Here is a 21,373-nt window from a genome sequence, read left to right as displayed (position 1 = left end):
GCCCGTAGGCCTCGCGTCAGGCCAGAACCCCAAGGTCCTCGATCTCGCGCAACCGCCAGGTCTTCTCGATCAGTCCGCCCGCCTCGTCGTCGCTGCGCGCCCCCGAGAACTGCACCAGCCGACGGAATTTGTCCTCCAGCTCGGCGCGATCGAGGGTGTTACCTGGATCGCCCTTGGGTTCGTCGATCGCCCCGAGCAGGGTCCGGCCGTCAGTGGTGTTCACCTCGACCCGGCCCAGCCAGCGCGCCGGATAGGCGCCGTCGACCTCTGCATCGAGCCGCATCGAGACCTTGTCGCGAAATGCCGCAACGGCCGGGTCGGTCAAGGCGAGGGAATGAAACTCGGGCAGCCCGGCCTTGCCATGCACGGCGATCAACCCGAGCACCGTGCCCATGGAAAACTTCGCCTGGTGCACGCTTTGCGGCACCGTTACCCGGCCGAGCACGTCGATCGCGCCCTGATGCACGCGGGTGGTGACGCTGGAAATATCCTCGGCGCACAGCCCTTCACGCTGCATCAGTTCCAACAGCGCATCGGCTGCCGGGTGCGTATGACGGCACGACGCGTGATACTTGAACGAGGTTTCCGCCAGTGCCCAGCGCGTGCCGAGACGGTCTGATAGCCGGCTCGGGTCGGCATCGCTGGACATACCGGCGGCCATCCCCTGCTCGCCTTCAAGAATGTTCTGCGCGCCGGTCAGGCCGTCCGCCGTCAGGTAGGCCGCCAGCAGCCCATCAGCGGCGGCCTTGGCCGTGTGCAGCTGTTTGGAGTCGGCGGCGTCGCGGAGAAACTCCCAGAGCCCCGCAGCCTGAGTGCCGGCACTGCCCAGCAAATGGGTGAACTGGTGCTGATCGAAATCCAGCAACTTGCCCACCGCCACCGCCGCGGCAAGGGTGCCGACCGTGGCGGTGGTATGAAAGATGCGGTAGTGCGAGCGACCCAGGAACTCCCCGATACGGATACCCGCCTCGTAGCCGGCGACCGACGCCAGCAGCAGTTCGCGGCCGGTTTTGCCGAGATCCTGCGCGGCAGCCAGCGCGGCAGGGAACACCACCGTTGCTGGGTGCAACACCGAGCTGTTGTGCAGGTCATCCTGCTCGACCAGGTGAGAACTCGCGCCGTTCACCAGTGCGGCAAAATAGGCCGAGCTGCCGGAACGATTGACGAAAATCCGTGCCGGGCCATCAGCCGGGCCCATCCGGGCGGCATAGTGCTCGAACAATGGGATTGGATGGGAGCCCGCGCTGGCCAGCGCCGAGCCGAGCCAGTCAAGAAAGAGGTCTTCGGTGCGCGCCAGCACCGCATCGGGGAGCTGCTCGTAACGCAGCCCGGCGAGGAATTCGGTGAGCGCCTGGGTGTGTTGACTCATGACGCGGCCTCCAGCGAGTTGGCCAATGGATTGGAAAGTTCGATGAGATTGAAATCGGGATCGCGGACGTACACCGAGCGGATCGGGCCCGTCGCGCCGGTGCGCTGCACCGGTCCCTCGACGATCGCCACGCCTAGGCGCTCGAGATGCGCAACGACCTCGTCCAGCGGCGTGGCAACGATGAAGCAGAGATCCGCCGAACCCGGCGTTGGCCGTTCAGCCTTGGGCTCGAATTCGCGACCGGCCTGGTGCAGGTTGATCTTCTGCTGGCCGAAGGCCAACGCCTTGCGCCCTTCACCGAAGCTCACCGCCTGCATGCCAAGCACGCGACGGTAGAAATCTTCGGTAGCCGCGAGATCGCGGACGGTCAGGACGAGGTGATCGAGGTGGTTGATCTGCATGACACCGCTCCTCCGTTGACGTTTTGCCCGCGTAAGTGGGCTGAAGCCCACCCCCGATTGGCCGGTGGATTTGTGGGCCGGTAAGGTGAGAAACCGCGAAGCGTTTTCCACGGATCAAACGCCTACGTGAGCCATCAGAACGAACGCGGCAGTTCGAGCAAGTGCTCGGCCACGTACGACAGGATCAGGTTGGTGGAGATCGGCGCCACCTGATACAGCCGCGTCTCGCGGAACTTGCGCTCGACGTCGTATTCGTTGGCGAAGCCGAAGCCGCCGTGGGTCTGCAGGCAGGCGTTGGCTGCCTCCCATGACGCTTTTGCCGCCAGATACTTGGCCATGTTGGCCGCAGCCCCGGCGTTGCGACCGCTGTCGTATTCCTCGCAGGCGCGCCAGCGCATCAGATCGGCCGCCTCGATCTCGATGTGCGCCTCGGCGATGGGGAACTGCACGCCCTGGTTCTGCCCGATGGGCCGACCGAACACCACCCGCTCGCGGGCATAGGCGCTGGCCTTCTCGACGAACCAGCGGCCGTCGCCGATGCACTCGGCGGCGATCAGCGTGCGCTCGGCGTTGAGTCCGTCGAGGATGTAGCGAAAGCCCTTGCCCTCTTCGCCGATCAGGCTGGTGGCTGGAATCTCCAGGTTGTCGAAGAACAGCTCGTTGGTCTCGTGATTGACCATGTTGGCGATCGGCTGCACCGTCAGGCCGTTGCCGATGGCTTCGCGCAGGTCGACGAGGAAGATCGACATGCCCTCGGACTTCTTTTTCACCTCGGCCAGCGGCGTGGTGCGCGCCAGCAGGATCATCAGGTCGGAGTGCTGGATGCGCGAGATCCACACTTTCTGGCCGTTGATCACGTACTTGTCGCCCTGCCTGACCGCAGTGGTCTTGATCTTGGTGGTATCGGTGCCGGTAGTCGGCTCGGTAACACCCATTGACTGCAGGCGCAGTTCGCCGCTGGCCAGCTTCGGCAGGTAAAAGCGCTTCTGCTCGTCGCTGCCGTGTCTGAGCAGGGTGAACATGTTGTACATCTGCCCGTGCACGGTGCCGGAATTGCCACCGCAACGGTTCACTTCCTCAAGGATTACCGAGGCCTCCGCCAGACCGAGCCCCGAGCCACCGTATTCTTCCGGGATCATCGCCGACAGCCAGCCGGCCTGGGTCAGCGCCTTGACGAAGGCTTCCGGGAAGCCCTTCTCTTCGTCGAGCTTGCGCCAGTATTCGGCGGGAAATTCGGCGCAGAGGCCGCGGACACCTTCACGGATGGCGTTCAGCTCTTCGATCTTGTTCGGATTCATCTCGGTTCCTCGATTCTTTTCGTTGTCGCGGCAGACGCAGGGTGGATCACGCTTTACCGATCCACCGCCCGGGTCTTTCGGTGGATGTAAAAACGACATCCACGCCGGTCCTGTCACTCGAATTGCACTTCCGCTTTCTGTGCCAGACCGTTGTGGTCTCCGGCCCATAGCTCGGCCTCGCCCGGCGCAACGATGCGCCCGCCCACCTCGAAAGGCTGCGGCGCGATCAGAGGCCGCAGGCCGCGATAGGTAAGGCGCTTGAGACGCGCCTCCGGATGGGCGCGGCAGAACGCGCGCAGGTTCAGCGTGGCGATCAATGGGCCATGCACGACGAGCCCCGGATAGCCTTCGGCCTCCGTAACGTAGGGCCAGTCGTAGTGGATTCGATGGCCATTGAAGGTGACCGCCGAATAGCGGAACAGCAGCGTCGGGGACGGCGTCACCGCCTCGCGCCAATGGCCGGCGGCCATAGGTTCGCCGCTGCCGGACTTCGGAGGGCTCGGCTCGCGGTAGACGATGTCCTGCTCCTCGCGGATCGCCAGTCGACCGTCCTGCATATAGTCGTGTTGCACGGTGACGAACAGCAGTGCGCCGGTTCGGCCGAGTTTTTCTTCGACCTGTCTGATGGTTGAAATGCGTGTAGCTTCGGCGCCCGCCGTGAGCGGCTCGAAAAACTCGACACGCCCTCCGGCCCACATGCGATTGCGATCGTCCGCCGGTGGCAGGAATCCACCCCTTGCCGGATGGCCGTCTTCCCCCAGACCGCTTTCGGCAATCGGCTGCTGGAAGAAACACCACTGCCACAACGGCGGTAGCCCCTCACCGTGGGCCGGGGTCGCTTCGCCCAGTGTCGCGGCAATTCGCATCAGCAAATTGCGACTGAGCTGGTCATGGACCTCCTCGGTGCGGCCTATCCAGGCGGTTACGTCGGTCATCTCGGGCTCCGGCTGTCTTGTTTGGCGTAGCATGCTATGCATGATGCGTTCCGAGAATTTGCATTTGCTGACAGCAGCGTTCGGCTATGCTGAACGCCGTTTTTCCTCTTTCGAGCGTCTGGTATGCACTTCGATCTGGCCGATCTTCGCCTCTTCATCCATATCGCTGAATCGCCCAGCCTGACCCAGGGCGCACGCCGCGCGCACCTGTCGCCAGCGGCCGCCAGCGCTCGCATCAAGGCGCTGGAAAGCCAGTTCGACAGCCGCCTGCTCTACCGCGACAGCCGCGGTGTCGAGCTGACGCCGGCTGGCCACAAGCTGCTGCAGCACGCACGCCTGATCATGCGTCAGGTCGATTACCTGAAGAGCGAGTTCACCGAATATGGCACCGATTCGGCCGGCCATATCCGCATCTTCGCCAACACCACGGCGGTGACGGAATTTCTTCCCGAGATACTGGCGGGCTTTCTCGCGCAACGCCCCGGCGTGACCGTGGATCTGCAGGAGCGTCTGAGCCGTGACATCGTTCGGGGCGTGTTGGATGGCAGCACAGACATGGGCATCATCGCCGGGCCGGTGCGGGCCGAAGGGCTGCAGATCCTGCATTTCAGCACCGACCGTCTGCTGCTGGCCGTGCCACTCGGCCATCCGTTGTCGGCCGAAAAGCGAGTGACCCTGCGCCAGACCCTGAGCTATCAGCATATTGGTCTGCATGAAGGCAGCACGCTATTGACCTTTCTTCGCGATCAGGTGGAAAAGCTCGGCGGCGCCCTTTCACTGCGGATCCAGCTGTCCAGTTTCGAAGCCGTGTGCCGGATGATCGAGGCCGGCGTCGGCATCGGCATCATCCCGGAATCGGCCGCACGCCGGCACAGCCGCACCATGCAACTGGCGCGGGTCGAACTGGACGAGCCTTGGGCGGTGCGCGAACGCAGCATCCTGATTCGCGACCTGGACGCCTTGCCCGGCAGCGTTCGCGCACTGATCGCAACCCTTCTGCCGGGACAAACCTGAAAATTTGAGCCAAGCTTCGGATACGAACCGGCCAGCCTTGATCCACTGTGCCGTCAGGCTGCAAGCCTTAGCGGACCAAGGCAAGCAGTTGCAAGTGCGTCGCTGGAAATAGCGCTTCGCTTTGAATCCTCGGGCTAAAATGCTGCCAAAGCTGCATGCACCGCACCCGTCTGCGATCATTTATTAACGATATTTTAGGTACTTACAAGTTATAACGGCAGGCAGCCCGTGGTAGGGCAGCCTGCTATCACGGATTTACTTGCTTAGGGTTGTTTGCCGATGACGTCCATACTAGCCCCCATCAGCTCGCTGCTGGGCGGCGTTGCATTCCTCCTTCTCGGCCATGGATTGCTGAACACGCTGCTGACGCTGCGCGGCATCGAAGAAGGCTACTCCACTGGGTTGATCGGCCTGCTGATGTCCGGCTACTTCGCCGGTTTTCTGGTCGGCACCTGGCTGGCGCCTTCGCTTATCCGGCGCATCGGCCATATCCGAACCTTCGCTTTCTATGCCGCCCTGGCCTCGGTGACCGTGCTGCTTCACGTGCTGATCGTGAATCCATGGGTGTGGTTGATGCTGCGCCTGATGTACGGCGTGGCCCTGGTCACGCTGTACATGGTTATCGAGAGCTGGCTCAACGCCCAGGTCAGCGGCGAAAAACGCGGTCAGGTGTTTGCCCTGTACATGGCCGTCAACCTTGGCTCGCTGGCGGCCGCTCAGCAATTGCTGAGCCTCGACAGCCCCATGAACTTCACGCTGTTTGCGCTGGCCGCAATCCTGATCTGCACCGCGCTGATGCCGATTACCCTGACACGCCAGGCACAGCCCGCACAGCCCGACATGCCGGCTACCGACCTGTTGCAGTTGGCTCGAATCGCCCCGCTGCCGCTGATGGCCGCCGGGATCTCCGGCCTGACGCTTGGAGGATTCTGGGGGCTGGCGCCGGTTTACGCCTCGCAAAGTGGCTTCGATGCCTCGGGCGTAGGTCTACTGATGAGTATCACCATTCTCGGAGGTGCCGTTCTGCAGTGGCCGATCGGGCTGTTTTCCGACAAGCATGACCGCCGTCTGGTGATGCTTTGGGTGGTGGCGATCGCTGCGATCCTTGGCGGCCTGATCACCCCGCTGACATCCGGCCCGTTACTGCTGGGGATGATGTTCGTCTGGGGTGGTCTGGCGTTTTCCATCTACTCCATTGCCGTGGCGCAAATGGTCGACCAGCTGCACCCGGACGAAATCCTGTCGGGCTCCAGCGGTCTGCTGTTGGCCAACGGCTTCGGCGCTGCCTTCGGCCCGGTGGCCGCCGGTGGCTTGATGAGTTTTTTCGGACCCAAGGCCCTGCCGGTGTTCTTCGCCGTGACCCTGGCGTTCCTGGCGATCTATTCCTACTTCCGCTCGCGCCGGGTGTTCGATCTGGTTACCGAACCGCACGGCCATTTCACACCGATGTTGCGCACCAGCCATACCGTGCTCGAGTTGATGCCTGATACGCCGGAGGGCGAAATCGCCGAGACGGATATTCTCGACGAAGGCCTGCAGCCCGTCGACGAAGCAGACGCCGTCGAACCGCGGACCGGCACGCATTCTTAGGCGGGCAATGTTGGACTGCTCCTGGCGCTCACCACGTCGCTGAGCTCCTGGCGACCCGCGATTCGCGACTCGCGACTCGCGACTCGCGACTCGCTATTACAGGCTTGCAGAGCAAACCAGAACCAGGCGAGTCGTGTCTGCCAGCGATGCAGTGCCGCTGGCAGGCCTCAGAAATCCACTTTGCCACGCCCAGCCTTGATCGCACCGCGCTTGGTCTTGCCTTCCAGGCGCCGCTTTTTCGAGCCCAACGTGGGGCGCGTCGGGCGACGCGCTTTTTCCACTTTCGTCACGCTACGGATGATCTCGGCCAGACGCTCCAGGGCATCGGCGCGGTTCTGCTCCTGGGTCCGGTACTGCTGCGCCTTGATCACGATGACACCGTCGCTGGTGATGCGGCTGTCGCGCAGCGCCAGCAAGCGCTCCTTGTAGAACGCTGGCAATGACGACGCGTTGATATCGAAGCGCAAGTGCAGCGCACTGGACACCTTGTTGACATTCTGCCCACCGGCACCCTGGGCGCGGATGGCGGTCAGTTCGATTTCGCTGTCGGCTAGCTGCACATTGCTGGATATGTCGAGCATCGATCCTTCAACCATCGGGATGGAAAGGACATTGTCCACAACAGGAGCGTGGCGGACACGTTTTTATATGGTATGGAGTCGCTACGGGTCAGCCGGTTCGGCTACCGTAGCGCGCTCGAAACAGATGGAACCCCTGCATGGACTCGATAACCCAGGCCCTTCTCGGCGCCACGGTTCAGGCATCGCTGCTGGGCCGCTGGCAAGGCCGCAAGGCCCTGCTCTATGGTGCAGTGCTCGGCACCCTGCCCGACCTTGATGTGGTCATCGATTACGGTGATGCAATCGCCGACATGACCTATCACCGAGGCTTCAGTCACTCACTCTTGGTTCTCAGTACGCTGGCCGTTGTGTTGGCCTGGCTGGCGCGACGAATACGACCTGATCCAGCGTACAGCGGCATGCGCCTGTTCCTCACGGTCTGGCTGGTGCTGGTGACGCATGTGTTGTTGGACGCCTTCACCAGTTATGGCACCCAGCTATTCTGGCCGCTGACCACACCGCCGGTGGCCTGGTCCAGCGTATTTATCATCGACCCGCTCTACAGTATTCCGTTGCTGCTGGCGGTGTTGGTCGGTGCTATTGCCGGGCTGGAGGGTCGCAGCCCCCGCTTGGCGGGTGTCGCGCTGGCGTTGTCGACGGCGTATCTCGGCTTCACCCTGGCAGGCAAGCAAATGGCCGAGCAGCGCGTCGAAACGGTGATGGCGGAGCAAGGCATTCAGGCAAGTCAGCTGTTCAGCACACCGACGCCATTCAACAGCCTGCTATGGCGGGTCATCATCATCGGCGACGATCGCTACCATGAAGCGCTGGTGAGCTGGTTCGATGACCGACCACCCGAACTGGTAGCCATCCCGCGTGGCAAACGGCTTGCCGCGGTACTGCGCGAGTCGCCGCAGCATGCCCGATTGCAATGGTTCACCGGTGGCGTGTTGCGCTACGACGAAGTGGCGGGGCAGCTGTTGGTGACTGACCTGCGCCTCGGCATGACCGGCTTCCACCCCTTCCGCTTCGCCCTGGCCGAGCGAAACAGCGCTGACTGGAGACTGATCCCTTTTGTCGACCGACTCCCAGCCGAACGCGGTGATATGAGCCGGCTCAAGCAGATCTGGCGGCGCATCTGGCATCAACAGCCGGGGCTGCCCTTGGCTGAATGGGCCGCCGAACTCAATCGACGCTAACCGTCGCGCGCCCTTTGCGCCAATGCCCGATTCCATAGAGCAAGGCACCCAGCGCCATCAACAACCCGGCACGCAACCAGGTGCCGGCGCCTTGCTGGGACAGCAGCAGACAGGAGATCATCGCCAGGACAGGCAGAAGGGTCGGCGTGCGACAATGCGGCGCGACCAGCAGCGGCACCCAGACTGCCCTGCCCGCTTCACCCGCAATCTTGCCGACCAGCGCATACACGCCGGCATCCAGCACGTCACCGAGGATGAACAGAAACAGCGCTGGGCCAGTGATCGCTTGCTTCAGCCGGGACTCGCCCCGCAGCGAACAGGTTGGTTTTATCATCGGCCAGCCTCGATTTGCAGGCAGAAACCGGCGAGCGACAAGGCGTTCATCTTCTTCTCCCGAGCATGCACCCGCGTCGCCCCACAGATCGTAGATGCGGCGCCAGTTGGCCTTTTTCTCCCGAGCATGCAGCCGCGTCAGCTTTTCTGGATAGGTGGAGTCTCGCCGGGTTCAGCGCCATAAACGACAAAGCCCCGGCAAGAACCGGGGCTGTGGGGTTGCAGAGAAAAACTCAGGTGCGGAAGCGCGCCACCAGCCCTTGCAGCTCGACGCCCAGGCGCGCCAGCTCGGCACTGGCCGCGGCGGTCTGCTCGCTGCCGCTGGCGCTTTGCTCGCCAATGTCGCGAACACGGGTCACGCTCTCGGAGATGTTCTCAGCGACGGCGCTCTGCTGCTCAGCTGCCGCCGCGATCTGCTGGTTCATCTGCTCGATGGTCGAAACCGACTCGGTGATGCGGCCGAGCGCGATGCCTGCTTCGCTGGCCAGGTCGACGGTGCATTGGGTCAGGTTACGGCTGGTCTGCATTTGCTCAACGGCCTTTTGCGCTACGCGCTGCAGGTTGGCGATCAGGCCTTCGATTTCCTCGGTGGAGTCGTGCGTGCGGCGAGCCAGGGCGCGGACCTCGTCAGCCACCACGGCGAAACCGCGGCCCTGTTCACCGGCGCGGGCGGCTTCGATCGCCGCGTTGAGTGCGAGCAGGTTGGTCTGTTCAGCCACCGCACGAATCACTTCCAACACGGTGCCGATACGACCGCTTTCGGTATTCAACTCTTCGATGGCATGAGCGGAATGCTCGACCTCGCCAGACAAGCTGCCGATCTGGACAATGGCATCCTTGACGACGAGATCGCCCTGACGCGCCTGCTGGTCGGCCTCGCGGGCTGCATGCGATGCCTGCTCCGCATTTTGTGCGACGTCTTGAACGGTGGCTGCCATCTCGTGCATGGCGGTAGCGACCTGATCGGTTTCCTCCCGCTGCTTCTGCACCCCGGCACTGGTCTGCGCCGTCACCGCGGACAGCTGCTCCGCGGCGGTAGCAATCTGACCGACGCCACCACCGATGCGGCCGATCAAGCTGCGCAGGCTCTCGGTCATGTCGGACATCGCTTTCTGCAGCTGGCCGAGTTCGTCGCGACGGGTCACTTTCTGCGACTGGGTCAGGTCACCGTCGGCCACGCGCTGCGCCAGTTGTACGGTGTAGCGCAGCGGTAAGACGATCATGCGGGAGATCGCCATCGCGGCCACCAGGCCAATTACCACGGCCAGAACGCTGATGATTCCGAGCCAGGTGTAGGCGCTGCGGTGATGCTCCTGCATGGCCTCGGTGGCACCCGCCAAAGCCTGATCGGCAGTGTCCAGGATGCGCTGAGCCTGGTCCACCATCGCTTGTTCGAGCGCGATGCGCTCGGCGCGGTTGCTGCGGAACTCACCAAACGCCTGCTGATAGGCCGCCAGAGCGGTGAGCGCACCATCCATGGTGGCTTTCTGCTCGTCGTCGAGCCAGGTTTTCAGACTGCTGCCGATGGTGGTCACGTCCGCATAGGACTCGTTCCAGCTGTCCACCACGGCTTGCGCGCTATTGGCGATGAACATGCTTTCGAAGGTACGCAAATCGAGGATGCGCTTGGTCAGCCCGGACGCTGCTTCGGCGATGGTCAGCGGGTCGCTGCCCTTCAAGTGGTCACCTTCCAGCCGCAATACGCGCACGGCATCGTACATGTCCAGTTCGATGTACTCGAACTCTTCACGGCTTTTTTGTGCGGCATCGGTCATGCGCTCGCGAAGCGCCACACTCTTGCCGATCAGCTGACCGTATTGAGTGAAGTTGTCGGCATAGATGGCCGCATCGCTGCGAATCTGCTGCAGCTTCTGCTGGTCTGCTTCAGACGCGCTTTGCGCGAGTGCGTCCAGCTCCTGATTGAGCCTGGCCAGGGTGCTGCGCAAGGCCGCGGCGGATTCGTCGCTGCGAGTCAGCGCAAATTCGCGCTCCAGGCCGCGAACCTCGAGAATCGCAGCGTTGATGCGTAACAGCTGATTCATCTGGCTCGCCCGCCCGAGGATTTCGTCGACGGTGATAAAGCCGGTACCGGCCACGCCCAGGGTCAGCAGCAGTACTACGCCAAAGCCGTAGATCAGCTTCTTGCCGACCGGGATGTTGGTAAAAAAATTCAGCACTAATTCCATCGAAAACATTCCACAAATCAAGGGCACCCCAGGTGAGTCGGCAAAGATTACTAATAGTTGAGTAATTGATCAGGATTTTTTGGCGCCTTAAGGCTAACGACCTGGACATACCCGATGCATCGAAGCGGTGCAGTCTCTTTCGGATGCCGGCAAAGCGCCCCAGCGCAGCGCAGCGATGCTTCTGCAGCACACAAAAAAACAACAGTATCTTTATGATTCATAAATAATTTTATGAATTGGCAAGCATCCTGCTTTGAGAGCCTCACCCTGATTACTTGCAATCAGGTTTCCAGGACGAGGGCCCACCCTCGCGTACCGACACAGGGAGTCAAAACATGTTCAAAAAACTCACAGTGGCAGTTACCGCAGCGTCCGCAATGGGCTTCAGCGCCTTGGCCGTCAGCGAGACGGTGCCCTCTCCACTCGGCGATTTCGACGTCAGCATGACCGCCACTCTGGCCAGCGATTACATCTGGCGCGGCCAATCGCAGACCGCCGGCGAAACCGCTATCCAAGGCAGCCTGGACGTCGCACACGAAAGCGGTCTGTATGCCGGGATCTGGGCCTCGAACGTCGACGATGCGGCTTTCCCGGGCAACACCAGCGGCGCCGACATCGAAGTCGACTACTACGTCGGCTACGGCTATGGCTTCACCGATGACATCTCCGCCGACCTGCAGCTGGCCAAGTACGCCTACCCGCAGGCCAGCGAGTGGAACGGCTACGAAATCATCCCGAGCATCACCGCCTACGGCTTCACCCTGGGCTACAAGTACGGCGTCGAGACCGGCGTGCATCCGTCCTACACCTGGGCCGGCTACGAATACGAGTTGCCCTACGAAACGACCCTGTTCGCCAGCTACGGCTACACCGATGCCAAGGCCGGTGGCGAGGACTACAACGACTGGGCCGTCGGCGTGGGCAAGACCCTCTTCGGCCTGGACGTGACACTGGCCTACACCGACACTGACATTTCTTCGGAGAACTGCGAAGCCACCTATGGCAAGGACGACTACTGCGACTCCAACCTGACCGTCGCGGTTTCCAAGTCCTTCTGACCGGGTGGCCGGCCGCCGCGAGACGGCCGGACCATGCAAACCTTTGGTTTTGAGCCGCTCCAGCGGGGCGGTTTTTTTAGGCCACGTCTCGCTTGCCGTTGCATAAGGTTGCAGGTTGGCTCGGGGCGCATAGCCTGAGAAGCGAAGGTTGGGTTGAGGAGCGGAGCGACGAAGCCCAACACGTTCGTGCCGATTCCAGTTGGGCTTCGCTGCGCTCAGCGCCAACCTACCGGCACATGCCCCATCGGGCTGTCCAAACCCAGAAACCCGCAACGGGGACATCGCCTTTTATGGCACCCGTCCCGCTCAGTGCTGCAGGTGCCCGTACAGCCGGGCGTACAGGCCACCCTCGGCGATTAGTTGCTGGTGATCTCCTTCCTCCGCGATCCGCCCACCATCGAATACCAGTACCCGGTCGGCCTGTTTCACCGCCGACAAACGGTGAGCGATGATCAGTGTCGTGCGCCCTCGCAGGAAACGGTTGAGCCCCTGATGCAAGGCATACTCGGTGGCGGCATCCAGCGCCGACGTAGCCTCATCGAGGATGACCACTTTGGGCTCGGCCAGCACCATGCGCGCCACCGCCAGTCGTTGTCGCTGTCCTCCTGAGAGGCGCACGCCGGAACGGCCAACAATGCTCTCCAGCCCGGCTGGCAGCTGCCGGATCGTATCGGCCAACTGAGCGATTTCCAGCGCATGCCAGCATGCCTGATCGTCCCGCTCGCGACCCATCAGCAGATTGGCGCGCACCGTGTCGTTGAACAGGGCCGGATGCTGCAGCACCACGGCGACGTTGTCGCGAACCGTAGCCAGACCAATGTCCTGCACCTCGATCCCGGCGAACCGGATATGCCCGGCCTGGGGCTGATAGAGGCCCAGCAGCAACTGCACCAGGGTGCTTTTGCCGCCGCCGCTGGCACCGACGATGGCTACTTTCTCACCCGCCGCGATGGACAGATCCAGCCCTTCCAGCACCGGCTCATCCTGATAGGAGAAGCGCAGCCCCTGGACCTCGATGGCGACGGTATCGCGGCCAACGAACGGATCCTGACCACCGGGATACTGCGGCTCGTCGGCACGCGCCAGCAGCTGGTTGATGCGGCTTAGCGCACCGCCCGCCGCGTAAAAGGCGTACTGCAGATTGAGCAGCTGCTCCACCGGGCCGATCATGAACCACAGGTAGCTGAACACCGCGAGCATCTGTCCGATGGACAGGTCGGAAAACAGCACCGCGAGCATGGCCGCGGCACGGAAGATGTCGATACCGAACTGGAACAGCAGGCCACTGGCGCGGTTGGAGGCGTCTGTCTTCCACTGCGAGGCCACCGCAAAATCACGCACTTCCCGCGCGCGCAGGCCGAGGCGTCCGAGAAAGAAACCCTGGCGGTTGCCGGCGCGCACTTCCTGGATCGCATCCAGCGTTTCGGTGAGCGCCTGGGTGAATAACGACGTGCTGTCGTTCTCCAGCTTCTTCAGGTGCTTGACGCGCTTGCCCAGCTGCACCGTGGCGTAGATCACCAGAGGATTGAACAGCAGGATCAACAGCGCCAGCTGCCAATGCATCCACAGCAGGATCGCCGCCGTACCGGCAATGGACAACACGGCGACCAACAGCCGGCTGAGGGTCTCGCCGATGAATTTATCGATAGTCTCGAGATCGGTGACCAGATGGGCCGCAACCGTCCCTCCACCCAGGCTTTCGTATTCGCTCAGCGCAATACGCTTGAGCCGCTCGATCAGCCGTACCCGGATGCGATAGACCAGATCCTTCGACAGTCGAGCGAACAGCCGGGCCTGCAGAACGTTGAAAATCAGAGCCGATGCGCGCAGCAACAGCGTTACGCAAAGCATCAGGCCGATATAGCCGACGGCGGTCTGCCACTCCGCCGGAAGAACGTTGTTCATGACCTCAAGCGCGGCGTCGCCCTGCTTCAACAGCACCTCGTCGACCAGCAACGGCAACAACAAGGGAATCGGCACGCTGCACAGCGTGGCCAGCACCGCGACCAGATTGGCCAGCACCAGGGCTTTGCGGTGGTGAAGTGCGAGGCGGCGGATTTCGGCCCAGCTGAGCTGATCAGGCATCGATATTGTGATCCAGCCAGCGCGCCAGCAGCGGTGACAGGGCTTCGAGCGGTTGGAATCCGTTCGTCACCAGTGCCAGCTGGCCGCCGTGTTCAGCCAGCAAGGTAGGAAATCCCGCGATGCCAAGATTGCGCGACCACTCGAAGTCCGCAACGGTGGCATCGCGGGCGGCCTGGGAATCGAAGCGGTCGGCGAACTCGCTACGCGGAATGCCAGCGGTCTCGGCCAGTTCGACAAGCTCCGGCGGCAGCGTGACGTTGCGCCCCTCGACGTAGAAGGCCCGCTGGATCAGCCCGGCGAGTCGCCACGCGGCGTGGCTGTCGAGGTCACGGGCCGCAACCAGCGCTCGGCAAGCCGGCTCGGTGTCGTAGACCAGCCCGCCGGGCAAGCCGGCCTCGAAGTTGAACGGCTGTCCGCTCGCCTCGTGAACCGCATGCCAGTAGGAGGCGGTGCGATCGCGAGCGGCCTGATCCATCGCGGTACGTTCCTGACGCAGTCCACCAGCCACTAGCTCCGAACCCACCCCGCGCACCCGGGCCTGTTCGATCAGCGCCTGCACGACCGGCGCGAAGCCCCAGCACCATGAGCACATCGGGTCCATCACGTAAATCAGTCGGTTGCTCATCGGCGCTCCGGTTCTATCAGGGTAGAGCGCGTCTGGCGCGCTTCATGGCGGTACTCGGTTACACACCCGCCTTGCGATAGTTGTAGCCAATGGGGTGTGGCTGGTTGCGCTTCAGCGCCAGCTCGATCTGCTTCTGCCGCTCCTGCGCGCTATGGCGTGTCTTCTCGCTGAGGTTATCCCAGCAATGAGGGCAGCTGATGCCTGGAGCGTAGTGCTCCGATTGGCGGTCCTCCAGCGAAATCGGTGTACGGCAGGCGTGGCACTGATCGAAATCACCTTCGGTGAGGTCATGACGGACGGTCACCCGGTTGTCGAACACGAAGCAGTCGCCGCGCCAGCGCGTTTCTTCTTGCGGCACTTGTTCGAGGTATTTCAGGATGCCGCCCTTGAGGTGGTAGACCTCCTCGAAGCCCTCGCCGAGCAGGTAGCTGGAAGCCTTCTCGCAGCGGATACCACCGGTGCAGAACATCGCGACCTTCTTGTGCCTGGCCGGGTCGTAATGCGCCTTGATGTAATCGGGAAATTCGCGGAAGGATTTGGTTTGCGGGTCCACTGCGCCTTCGAAGGTACCGATGGCCACTTCGTAGTCGTTGCGGGTATCGATCAGCAGCACCTCAGGATCGTCGATCAGGGTGTTCCAGTCCTTCGGATCGACATAGCTGCCGACGCGCTGGTTGGGATCGACGCCAGGCACACCCAGGGTGACGATCTCCTTCTTCAGCTTGACCTTGGTGCGATAGAAGGGCTGCTCGTCACAGTAGGATTCCTTGTGATCGATATCGGCCAGGCGCGCGTCGGTGCCGAACCAGGCGAGCACGGCATCGATCCCTTCACGGCTGCCGGACAGGGTGCCGTTGATGCCTTCTTCGGCCAGCAAAAGCGTGCCTTTGATGCCATTGGCCTCCAGGGTTTCGAGCAGGGGTTCACGCAACGCGACGTAGTCCGGCAGAGAGACGAACTTGTACAGCGCCGCAACGACGATGTTCTGGGTCATGCGGGTAAATTCCTCCAGTGGTCACCCACGCAAAGGGCGGACCGGGAATGCGAAAACGACAACGCCGGCGTGAGCCGGCGCGGCGCGCATTCTAGCAGGGCGCTAGAGACCGATAAAAGCGCTGAAGGCGGGAGGCTTGACGATTGTCGGGGAGATAGCCTTGGTCTTTCCATCCAGCCTCAAGCGCCTTGCGCGGCTTTCGCCTATTTATGCCCCCCGGCACACACCGGTGATACAGGCGCGACGCCCTGCTCGGCCCACTCTTCAGGGGTGTAGGTGTGCAGTGCCAGGGCGTGAATCTGTTGCATGAGATCGCCCATTGCAGCGTAGGCGCGCTGGTGGCGCTTGACCGCATTCAGGCCGGCGAACTGCTCGCTGACGATCACCGCCTTGTAATGGGTTTGCTGGCCGCGGCTGTGCATGTGGCTTTCGTCCAGCACTTGCAGATGCTGAGGTTGCAGTGCGCTTTGCAGCGCCTGTTCGATGGATTCGAGTGTGGACATCGGGGCGGCTCCGTCAGGGCTTTTTCTGGGTATCGAGTTCGGCAGTCATCTCTGCCAGCAGCTTGTTTACCTGGGGTACGGCACTTTGCAGCTTGGCCTGGGTAACCTGCGCCGAGCGCGCATTCAGCTCCGGCAGTTTGGTCAGCATCTTCTTGCCAAGCGCCGAGTCGTAGAAGTCGTTCAACTGGCTGAGCTCCTGCTCGGTGAAGGTTTCGGTGTAGAGCTTGATCAGGTCCGGCTTGACCTGCTCCCAGCCGATCGCCTTGTCCAGCGCGGCATCGGCCTTCGATTGGTAGCGCTCGAGCAGTGCGCGCTTGCTCGCGGGCGCCTGGGTCTGCTCGAAGCGCTCGGCGAACATCTGCTGCACCTGGGCATACACCGGCACAGCGAGTCGATCAGCATTGACCAGTTCCAGGAAACGCTCGGCCTGGGCCTTGTTACCCGCACTGTCAGCGTTGGCCTGGCCACTGAGCAGCGCCATCGACAGAACGCTACAAAGGCCGAATGTACGAAGAATGTGCATGAGATGATCCTTGGCGATCGTTAAATGAGCCTCAATGGAGACATTCTGCGCGCGGAGTTCCCGGCGCTCAAGGAACAGCTGCAGGCCAGATTGAACCTGCGCCCACAGCCAGCAACCTAACAGGGATACCTCATCGATGGGAGCACGGCATGACACGCACCGAAACCGACAGCCTGGGTCCAGTGGAAGTCCCGGAACAGGCTTACTGGGGCGCCCAGACACAGCGCTCGCTGATCAATTTCGCCATCGGCGAGCAGCGCATGCCCCTTGCCGTCTGCCATGCGCTGGCACTGATCAAGAAAGCCGCGGCGCGGGTCAACGACCGCATAGGCGACCTACCGCCGGACATCGCGCGTCTGATCGAACAGGCCGCCGACGAAATACTCCACGGCCAGCACGACGATCAGTTTCCTCTGGTGGTCTGGCAGACGGGCAGCGGCACCCAGAGCAACATGAACGTCAACGAGGTCATTGCCGGGCGCGCCAATGAACTGGCCGGCGGGGCACGTGGCGGCAAGAGCCCGGTGCACCCCAACGACCACGTCAACCGCGCGCAGAGCTCCAACGATTGCTTCCCCACCGCCATGCACATCGCCATTGCGCGAGCGATCCATGACGATCTGTTGCCCGCCATCGCCGAGCTGTCTGGCGGCATCGCCGAACAGGCAGCACGCCATGGTCAGCTGGTCAAAACCGGGCGCACCCACATGATGGATGCAACCCCAGTGACCTTTGGCCAGGAGTTGTCGGCCTTCGTGGCCCAGCTGGATATCGCCGAACAGGCGATTCGACATTCCCTGCCCGCCGTTTACGAGCTGGCCCAGGGCGGCACCGCAGTGGGCACCGGTCTCAACGCCCCGCATGGCTTCGCCGAAGCGATTGCTGCTGAACTGGCGGCACTCTCCGGTCTTCCATTCGTGTCTGCGCCGAACAAGTTTGCCGCCCTTTCCGGCCATGAGCCGCTGGTCGCACTCTCCGGCGCCCTGAAAACACTGGCCACGGCGCTGATGAAAATCGCCAATGACCTGCGCCTGCTCGGCTCGGGCCCGCGCGGTGGTTTCGCCGAAGTGCGTTTGCCCGCCAACGAGCCGGGCAGCTCGATCATGCCAGGCAAGGTCAACCCGACGCAGTGCGAGGCATTGTCCATGCTTGCCTGCCAGGTGATGGGCAACGACGTGACGGTCGGCTTCGCCGCGAGCCAGGGCCATCTACAGCTCAATGTGTTCAAGCCGGTGATCGTGCACAACATGCTTGAGTCGATCCGACTGCTGGCCGACGGTTGCCGCAACTTCAACACGCATTGCATCGTCGGCCTCGAGCCGGACGCCGCGCGGATGGCCGAGCATCTGGAGCGGGGGCTGATGCTGGTGACCGCGCTGAACCCGCATATCGGTTACGACAAGGCAGCCGAGATCGCCAAGAAGGCCTATACCGAAGGCACCACCCTGCGCGAAGCGGCACTGGCGCTGGGCTATTTGACCGATGAGGAGTTCGATCAGTGGGTGCGGCCGGAAACCATGCTGGAGTCCAGCCGCGGCTGACCCAGCCGGCTTCAATCGTGAGAACGCGTGCGGCCTTTGGTCGAATGAATTCGACCCTACAAGCGCTGCATGCGGCCCCACCGCGCCCGATTCAGGTAGGGGCGAATTTATTCGCCCATCTCATTGTGCGTTACAGCACAACTAAAAACCCGCGCCAGGCGCGGGTTTCTTGTGTGGCGGTCGGCTCAGCGCGCCGCTTCGAACAGCCCAGACGCACCCATGCCGCCACCAACGCACATGGTCACTACGCCATAACGCAGGTTGCGACGCTGCAGTTCCCGGATGAGGTGGCCCGCGGTACGCGAGCCGGTCATGCCGAATGGGTGGCCGATGGAAATCGAGCCACCATTGACGTTGAACTTCTCATTGTCGATTTCCAGCGTATCGCGGCAATACAGGCACTGAGAGGCGAAGGCCTCGTTGAGCTCCCACAGGTCGATGTCGCTGACCTGCAGACCGCGTGCCTTGAGCAGGCGTGGCACTGAGAACACCGGGCCAATGCCCATCTCCTCAGGCGCGCAACCGGCCACGGTGAATCCGCGGAAGAAGGCGCGCGGCTTGAGACCGAGTTCGAGCGCCTTGTCCAGGCTCATGACCAAGGTCATCGAGGCGCCATCGGAGAGCTGCGAGGCATTGCCCGCGGTCACCGACCCATCATCGGCAAATACCGGTTTGAGGCCCGACAGGCTTTCCAGCGTGGTATCCGGGCGGTTGCAGTCGTCACGGTCCACCACGCCTTCATGCTCGGTGCGCTCGCCGGTGTTCTTGTCCTCGGTGAAGTAGCGGACGTTCATCGGCACGATCTCGTCCTGGAACAAGCCCTCAGCCTGGGCCCGGGCGGTACGCTGCTGACTCTGCAGGGAATAGCTGTCCTGCTGCTCGCGGGTGACGTTGTAGCGACGCGCGACCAGCTCGGCGGTTTGCCCCATGCTGTGATACAGCCCAGGAACGCGCTCCTGCAGGACCGGATTGAAGAGGTTGTCGCTGTTGCGGCTCTTGGCCGTCATGGTGATCGACTCGACGCCACCGGCAACGATGATATCGCTGCAGCCGGACGCGATCTGATTGGCCGCGATGGCAATGGACTGCAAGCCAGACGAGCAGAAGCGATTGAGTGTCATGCCCGCGCACTGGATGCCCAGGTTCGACAGCACCGCCACGTTACGACCGATGTTGTAGCCCTGTGCGCCCTCGTTGGAGCCGGCGCCGACGATGCAGTCCTCGACCAGCTTGGGATCCAGCCCGCTACGCGACAGCAGCGCGTTGACGCAATGCGCCGCCATATCGTCAGGGCGGGTCATGTTGAACTTGCCGCGGAAAGACTTGGCCAGGCCGGTCCGGACGCTGTCGACGATCACTACTTCACGCATGGCATACCTCGAATGGTTGGGCAGACGCCATGCCGCGCTGCACGGCTGCGCCGCGGGTCTGCCTGTTGGACGATGACCGGAGCATAGTTCCTGCCCTTCGCCCATGGCGACGACCATTCAGCAGGGATATGGTCAACCATCGCCCGGCCGGCCGCGGCTTTGCTTAGCGAATCCGTCCTCTACTTGGTCTCGATGGCGGCTTCCAGGCGGTTGTTCAGCGTGCGCAACACCTTGACCCGGGCAAAGCGCTTGTCGTTGGCCTCAACCAAGGTCCAGGGCGCAATTTCGGTGCTGGTGCGATCGACCATGTCCGCCACGGCATTGCTGTAGTCGTCCCATTTTTCGCGGTTGCGCCAGTCCTCCTCGGTGATCTTGAAGCGCTTGTGCGGCGTGTTTTCACGTTCCTGGAAACGCTCCAGCTGCGTTTGTTTGTCGATGGAGAGCCAGAACTTGACCACCACCACGCCTGCGTCGACCAGCTGTTCCTCGAACTCGTTTATCTCGGTATAGGCCCGCAGCCACTCGTCTGGCGAGCAGAAGCCCTCGACACGCTCGACCAGCACGCGGCCGTACCAGGATCGATCGAAGATGGTGAACTGCCCGCGCGCCGGGACGTTGCGCCAGAAGCGCCACAACCATGGCTGCGCCAGTTCGTCCTCGCTGGGCGCGGCGATTTGTATGGTGCGATACAGCCGCGGATCCAGCGCGCCCGTGACCCGCCGGATAGCGCTGCCCTTGCCCGCCGCGTCGTGACCCTCGAACAGGGCCAGCACCCCACGCTTGCGCAAACGCGGGTCGCGTAGCAGCTGAGACAGGCGCGCCTGCTCCTGGCCTAACTGCTCTTCGTAATCGTCCTTGCTCAGCGTCTGCCCAAGGTCGAGGCTGTCGAGCAGGCTCAATCGATCGAGGTTCAGCTCGATCGGCGCGGTGTGCGGCTGTGAGGGCTGGCTATCGGCAGCGTCGAGCGCGGCATTCAGCCCTTCGAGCAGCAGCCGACCAGCCGTGAGGCTGCGATAACGTTCGTCGCTGCCCTCGATCACGTACCAGGGCGCGAAATCCCGACTGCTCCGGCGCAGGATCAGTTCCCCATGGCGCACGAACTTGTCATAGGTCTTGGACTGCTGCCAATCCAGCGGGCTGATGCGCCAGCTGTGCAGCGGATCATCCTTGAGCGATTCGAGGCGCTGCAGCATCCGCTCCTTGGACAGGTGAAACCAGAATTTGAAGATCAGCATGCCTTCATCGCAGAGCATCCGCTCGAAACGTTGGGCGCGATCGATGGCCAACCCCAGCTCGGCTTTCTTGATGCGGCCATGAACCCGATTCTCAAGCATCTTGCTGTACCAGTTGCCGAAAAAGATGCCGGTCTGGCCTTTCGGCGGCAACCGACGCCAGTAGCGCCAGGCGGGCGGATGCGAGAGTTCTTCGTCCGTCGGCACATCGAAGCTGTCGACCCGGATCAGCCGCGGGTCCATCCACTCGTTGAGCAGCTTGATCGTTTCGCCTTTCCCGGCACCCTCGATGCCATTAATCAGGATGAGCAATGGAAACCGCGCCTGCTCTCGGAGGCGGTACTGCGCTTGCAGCAACGCTTCACGCAGAACGGGCACTTCGTTGTTGTAGGTGTCCTTGTCGATGGTGTGGCCGATTTCTGCGGACTCGAACATCGTGTACTCCAAGAATAGATGTGTGATGAACCCTAGCATGCAGCTCCGCCTGTTAGCGCCTGGTGCGCTGGCCTGCGGGCTTATCGATGCGACAAAGCGCGCCCGCGGCAGGTTTCGCGCTG

Annotated in this window: 18 protein-coding genes and 1 pseudogene; 5 read left to right on the top strand and 14 right to left on the bottom strand. The window is 62.5% G+C overall.

Annotated elements, in window-relative coordinates:
• Positions 1-16: 16 nt before the first annotated feature.
• From NA637_RS07635 to NA637_RS07620, 4 genes are all read right to left on the bottom strand, one after another.
• Positions 17-1,369 carry an MmgE/PrpD family protein gene (locus NA637_RS07635; RefSeq protein ID WP_256071708.1) on the bottom strand — a complete coding sequence of 451 codons (1,353 nt, stop codon included), beginning with the start codon at positions 1,367-1,369 and terminating at the stop codon, positions 17-19.
• Positions 1,366-1,770 carry a VOC family protein gene (locus NA637_RS07630; protein WP_256071707.1) on the bottom strand — a complete coding sequence of 135 codons (405 nt, stop codon included), beginning with the start codon at positions 1,768-1,770 and terminating at the stop codon, positions 1,366-1,368. The genes NA637_RS07635 and NA637_RS07630 overlap by 4 nt, the downstream gene beginning before the upstream one ends.
• 134 nt (positions 1,771-1,904) lie before the next feature.
• Complete coding sequence (locus NA637_RS07625; protein ID WP_256071706.1) at positions 1,905-3,068, bottom strand: acyl-CoA dehydrogenase family protein; 1,164 nt, start codon at positions 3,066-3,068, stop codon at positions 1,905-1,907.
• 113 nt (positions 3,069-3,181) lie between these two features.
• A complete protein-coding gene (locus NA637_RS07620; protein WP_256071705.1) occupies positions 3,182-4,003 on the bottom strand; it encodes an FAS1-like dehydratase domain-containing protein in 822 nt (273 codons plus the stop codon).
• Positions 4,004-4,126: 123 nt separating this feature from the next.
• Between NA637_RS07620 and NA637_RS07615 the strand changes: the two genes are divergently transcribed.
• A complete protein-coding gene (locus tag NA637_RS07615) occupies positions 4,127-5,017 on the top strand; it encodes a LysR substrate-binding domain-containing protein (protein WP_256071704.1) in 891 nt (296 codons plus the stop codon).
• Positions 5,018-5,296: 279 nt separating this feature from the next.
• The gene (locus NA637_RS07610; protein ID WP_256071703.1) at positions 5,297-6,607 is read left to right on the top strand and encodes an MFS transporter; all 1,311 of its coding nucleotides are present in this window, start codon (positions 5,297-5,299) and stop codon (positions 6,605-6,607) included.
• 167 nt (positions 6,608-6,774) lie between these two features.
• On the opposite strand, the gene arfB is transcribed toward NA637_RS07610, so the two are convergent.
• The gene (gene arfB / locus NA637_RS07605) at positions 6,775-7,188 is read right to left on the bottom strand and encodes an alternative ribosome rescue aminoacyl-tRNA hydrolase ArfB (protein ID WP_256071702.1); all 414 of its coding nucleotides are present in this window, start codon (positions 7,186-7,188) and stop codon (positions 6,775-6,777) included.
• 137 nt (positions 7,189-7,325) lie between these two features.
• On the opposite strand from arfB, the gene NA637_RS07600 reads away from it, so the two are divergent.
• A complete protein-coding gene (locus tag NA637_RS07600; RefSeq protein ID WP_256071701.1) occupies positions 7,326-8,366 on the top strand; it encodes a metal-dependent hydrolase in 1,041 nt (346 codons plus the stop codon).
• A 160-nt stretch (positions 8,367-8,526) separates the two neighbouring features.
• Here NA637_RS07600 and NA637_RS07595 read toward each other — a convergent pair.
• Together NA637_RS07595 and NA637_RS07590 are read right to left on the bottom strand one after the other, a co-directional pair.
• Positions 8,527-8,700 (bottom strand): annotated as a pseudogene (locus NA637_RS07595) (amino acid permease); the annotation flags it as partial.
• Positions 8,701-8,932: 232 nt separating this feature from the next.
• Complete coding sequence (locus NA637_RS07590) at positions 8,933-10,885, bottom strand: HAMP domain-containing methyl-accepting chemotaxis protein (protein WP_256071700.1); 1,953 nt, start codon at positions 10,883-10,885, stop codon at positions 8,933-8,935.
• Between the two features lie 335 nt (positions 10,886-11,220).
• Between NA637_RS07590 and NA637_RS07585 the strand changes: the two genes are divergently transcribed.
• Positions 11,221-11,943: a TorF family putative porin gene (locus NA637_RS07585; RefSeq protein ID WP_256071699.1), complete on the top strand. Its 723-nt coding sequence runs from the start codon at positions 11,221-11,223 to the stop codon at positions 11,941-11,943.
• Between the two features lie 306 nt (positions 11,944-12,249).
• Here NA637_RS07585 and NA637_RS07580 read toward each other — a convergent pair whose 3' ends face one another.
• From NA637_RS07580 to NA637_RS07560, 5 genes are all read right to left on the bottom strand, one after another.
• On the bottom strand, positions 12,250-14,028 hold the full coding sequence (locus NA637_RS07580; RefSeq protein WP_256071698.1) for an ABC transporter ATP-binding protein: 1,779 nt from the start codon (positions 14,026-14,028) through the stop codon (positions 12,250-12,252).
• Complete coding sequence (locus tag NA637_RS07575; protein ID WP_256071697.1) at positions 14,021-14,653, bottom strand: DsbA family protein; 633 nt, start codon at positions 14,651-14,653, stop codon at positions 14,021-14,023. The genes NA637_RS07580 and NA637_RS07575 overlap by 8 nt, the downstream gene beginning before the upstream one ends.
• A gap of 58 nt (positions 14,654-14,711) precedes the next feature.
• Entirely contained in the window at positions 14,712-15,647 is a 936-nt protein-coding gene (locus tag NA637_RS07570) for a rhodanese-related sulfurtransferase (protein ID WP_256071696.1), read from the bottom strand.
• Between the two features lie 203 nt (positions 15,648-15,850).
• Positions 15,851-16,150: a BolA family protein gene (locus tag NA637_RS07565; RefSeq protein WP_256071695.1), complete on the bottom strand. Its 300-nt coding sequence runs from the start codon at positions 16,148-16,150 to the stop codon at positions 15,851-15,853.
• 13 nt (positions 16,151-16,163) lie between these two features.
• Positions 16,164-16,673, bottom strand: a complete 510-nt coding sequence (locus NA637_RS07560; protein WP_256071694.1) for a DUF2059 domain-containing protein — start codon at positions 16,671-16,673, stop codon at positions 16,164-16,166.
• A gap of 149 nt (positions 16,674-16,822) precedes the next feature.
• Here NA637_RS07560 and NA637_RS07555 point away from each other — a divergent pair, with 149 nt between their 5' ends.
• On the top strand, positions 16,823-18,214 hold the full coding sequence (locus NA637_RS07555) for a class II fumarate hydratase (RefSeq protein WP_256071693.1): 1,392 nt from the start codon (positions 16,823-16,825) through the stop codon (positions 18,212-18,214).
• A gap of 185 nt (positions 18,215-18,399) precedes the next feature.
• Here NA637_RS07555 and NA637_RS07550 read toward each other — a convergent pair whose 3' ends face one another.
• The gene (locus tag NA637_RS07550; protein ID WP_256071692.1) at positions 18,400-19,584 is read right to left on the bottom strand and encodes a thiolase family protein; all 1,185 of its coding nucleotides are present in this window, start codon (positions 19,582-19,584) and stop codon (positions 18,400-18,402) included.
• Between the two features lie 179 nt (positions 19,585-19,763).
• Entirely contained in the window at positions 19,764-21,251 is a 1,488-nt protein-coding gene (pap, locus tag NA637_RS07545) for a polyphosphate:AMP phosphotransferase (protein WP_256071691.1), read from the bottom strand.
• Between the last annotated feature and the right edge of the window lie 122 nt (positions 21,252-21,373).

The sequence above is a fragment of the Stutzerimonas stutzeri genome (assembly GCF_024448935.1).
GTDB classification, from domain to species: Bacteria; Pseudomonadota; Gammaproteobacteria; order Pseudomonadales; family Pseudomonadaceae; genus Stutzerimonas; species Stutzerimonas stutzeri_AO.
This window is presented reverse-complemented; position numbering and strand designations above follow the sequence as displayed.

Excerpts from the sequence above, each read along its gene's own strand:
- NA637_RS07635 (WP_256071708.1), bottom strand. The coding sequence starts at position 1,369 with ATGAGTCAACACACCCAGGCGCTCACCGAATTCCTCGCCGGGCTGCGT.
- NA637_RS07630 (WP_256071707.1), bottom strand. The coding sequence starts at position 1,770 with ATGCAGATCAACCACCTCGATCACCTCGTCCTGACCGTCCGCGATCTC.
- NA637_RS07625 (WP_256071706.1), bottom strand. The coding sequence starts at position 3,068 with ATGAATCCGAACAAGATCGAAGAGCTGAACGCCATCCGTGAAGGTGTC.
- NA637_RS07620 (WP_256071705.1), bottom strand. The coding sequence starts at position 4,003 with ATGACCGACGTAACCGCCTGGATAGGCCGCACCGAGGAGGTCCATGAC.
- NA637_RS07615 (WP_256071704.1), top strand. The coding sequence starts at position 4,127 with ATGCACTTCGATCTGGCCGATCTTCGCCTCTTCATCCATATCGCTGAA.
- NA637_RS07610 (WP_256071703.1), top strand. The coding sequence starts at position 5,297 with ATGACGTCCATACTAGCCCCCATCAGCTCGCTGCTGGGCGGCGTTGCA.
- arfB (WP_256071702.1), bottom strand. The coding sequence starts at position 7,188 with ATGCTCGACATATCCAGCAATGTGCAGCTAGCCGACAGCGAAATCGAA.
- NA637_RS07600 (WP_256071701.1), top strand. The coding sequence starts at position 7,326 with ATGGACTCGATAACCCAGGCCCTTCTCGGCGCCACGGTTCAGGCATCG.
- NA637_RS07590 (WP_256071700.1), bottom strand. The coding sequence starts at position 10,885 with ATGGAATTAGTGCTGAATTTTTTTACCAACATCCCGGTCGGCAAGAAG.
- NA637_RS07585 (WP_256071699.1), top strand. The coding sequence starts at position 11,221 with ATGTTCAAAAAACTCACAGTGGCAGTTACCGCAGCGTCCGCAATGGGC.
- NA637_RS07580 (WP_256071698.1), bottom strand. The coding sequence starts at position 14,028 with ATGCCTGATCAGCTCAGCTGGGCCGAAATCCGCCGCCTCGCACTTCAC.
- NA637_RS07575 (WP_256071697.1), bottom strand. The coding sequence starts at position 14,653 with ATGAGCAACCGACTGATTTACGTGATGGACCCGATGTGCTCATGGTGC.
- NA637_RS07570 (WP_256071696.1), bottom strand. The coding sequence starts at position 15,647 with ATGACCCAGAACATCGTCGTTGCGGCGCTGTACAAGTTCGTCTCTCTG.
- NA637_RS07565 (WP_256071695.1), bottom strand. The coding sequence starts at position 16,150 with ATGTCCACACTCGAATCCATCGAACAGGCGCTGCAAAGCGCACTGCAA.
- NA637_RS07560 (WP_256071694.1), bottom strand. The coding sequence starts at position 16,673 with ATGCACATTCTTCGTACATTCGGCCTTTGTAGCGTTCTGTCGATGGCG.
- NA637_RS07555 (WP_256071693.1), top strand. The coding sequence starts at position 16,823 with ATGACACGCACCGAAACCGACAGCCTGGGTCCAGTGGAAGTCCCGGAA.
- NA637_RS07550 (WP_256071692.1), bottom strand. The coding sequence starts at position 19,584 with ATGCGTGAAGTAGTGATCGTCGACAGCGTCCGGACCGGCCTGGCCAAG.
- pap (WP_256071691.1), bottom strand. The coding sequence starts at position 21,251 with ATGTTCGAGTCCGCAGAAATCGGCCACACCATCGACAAGGACACCTAC.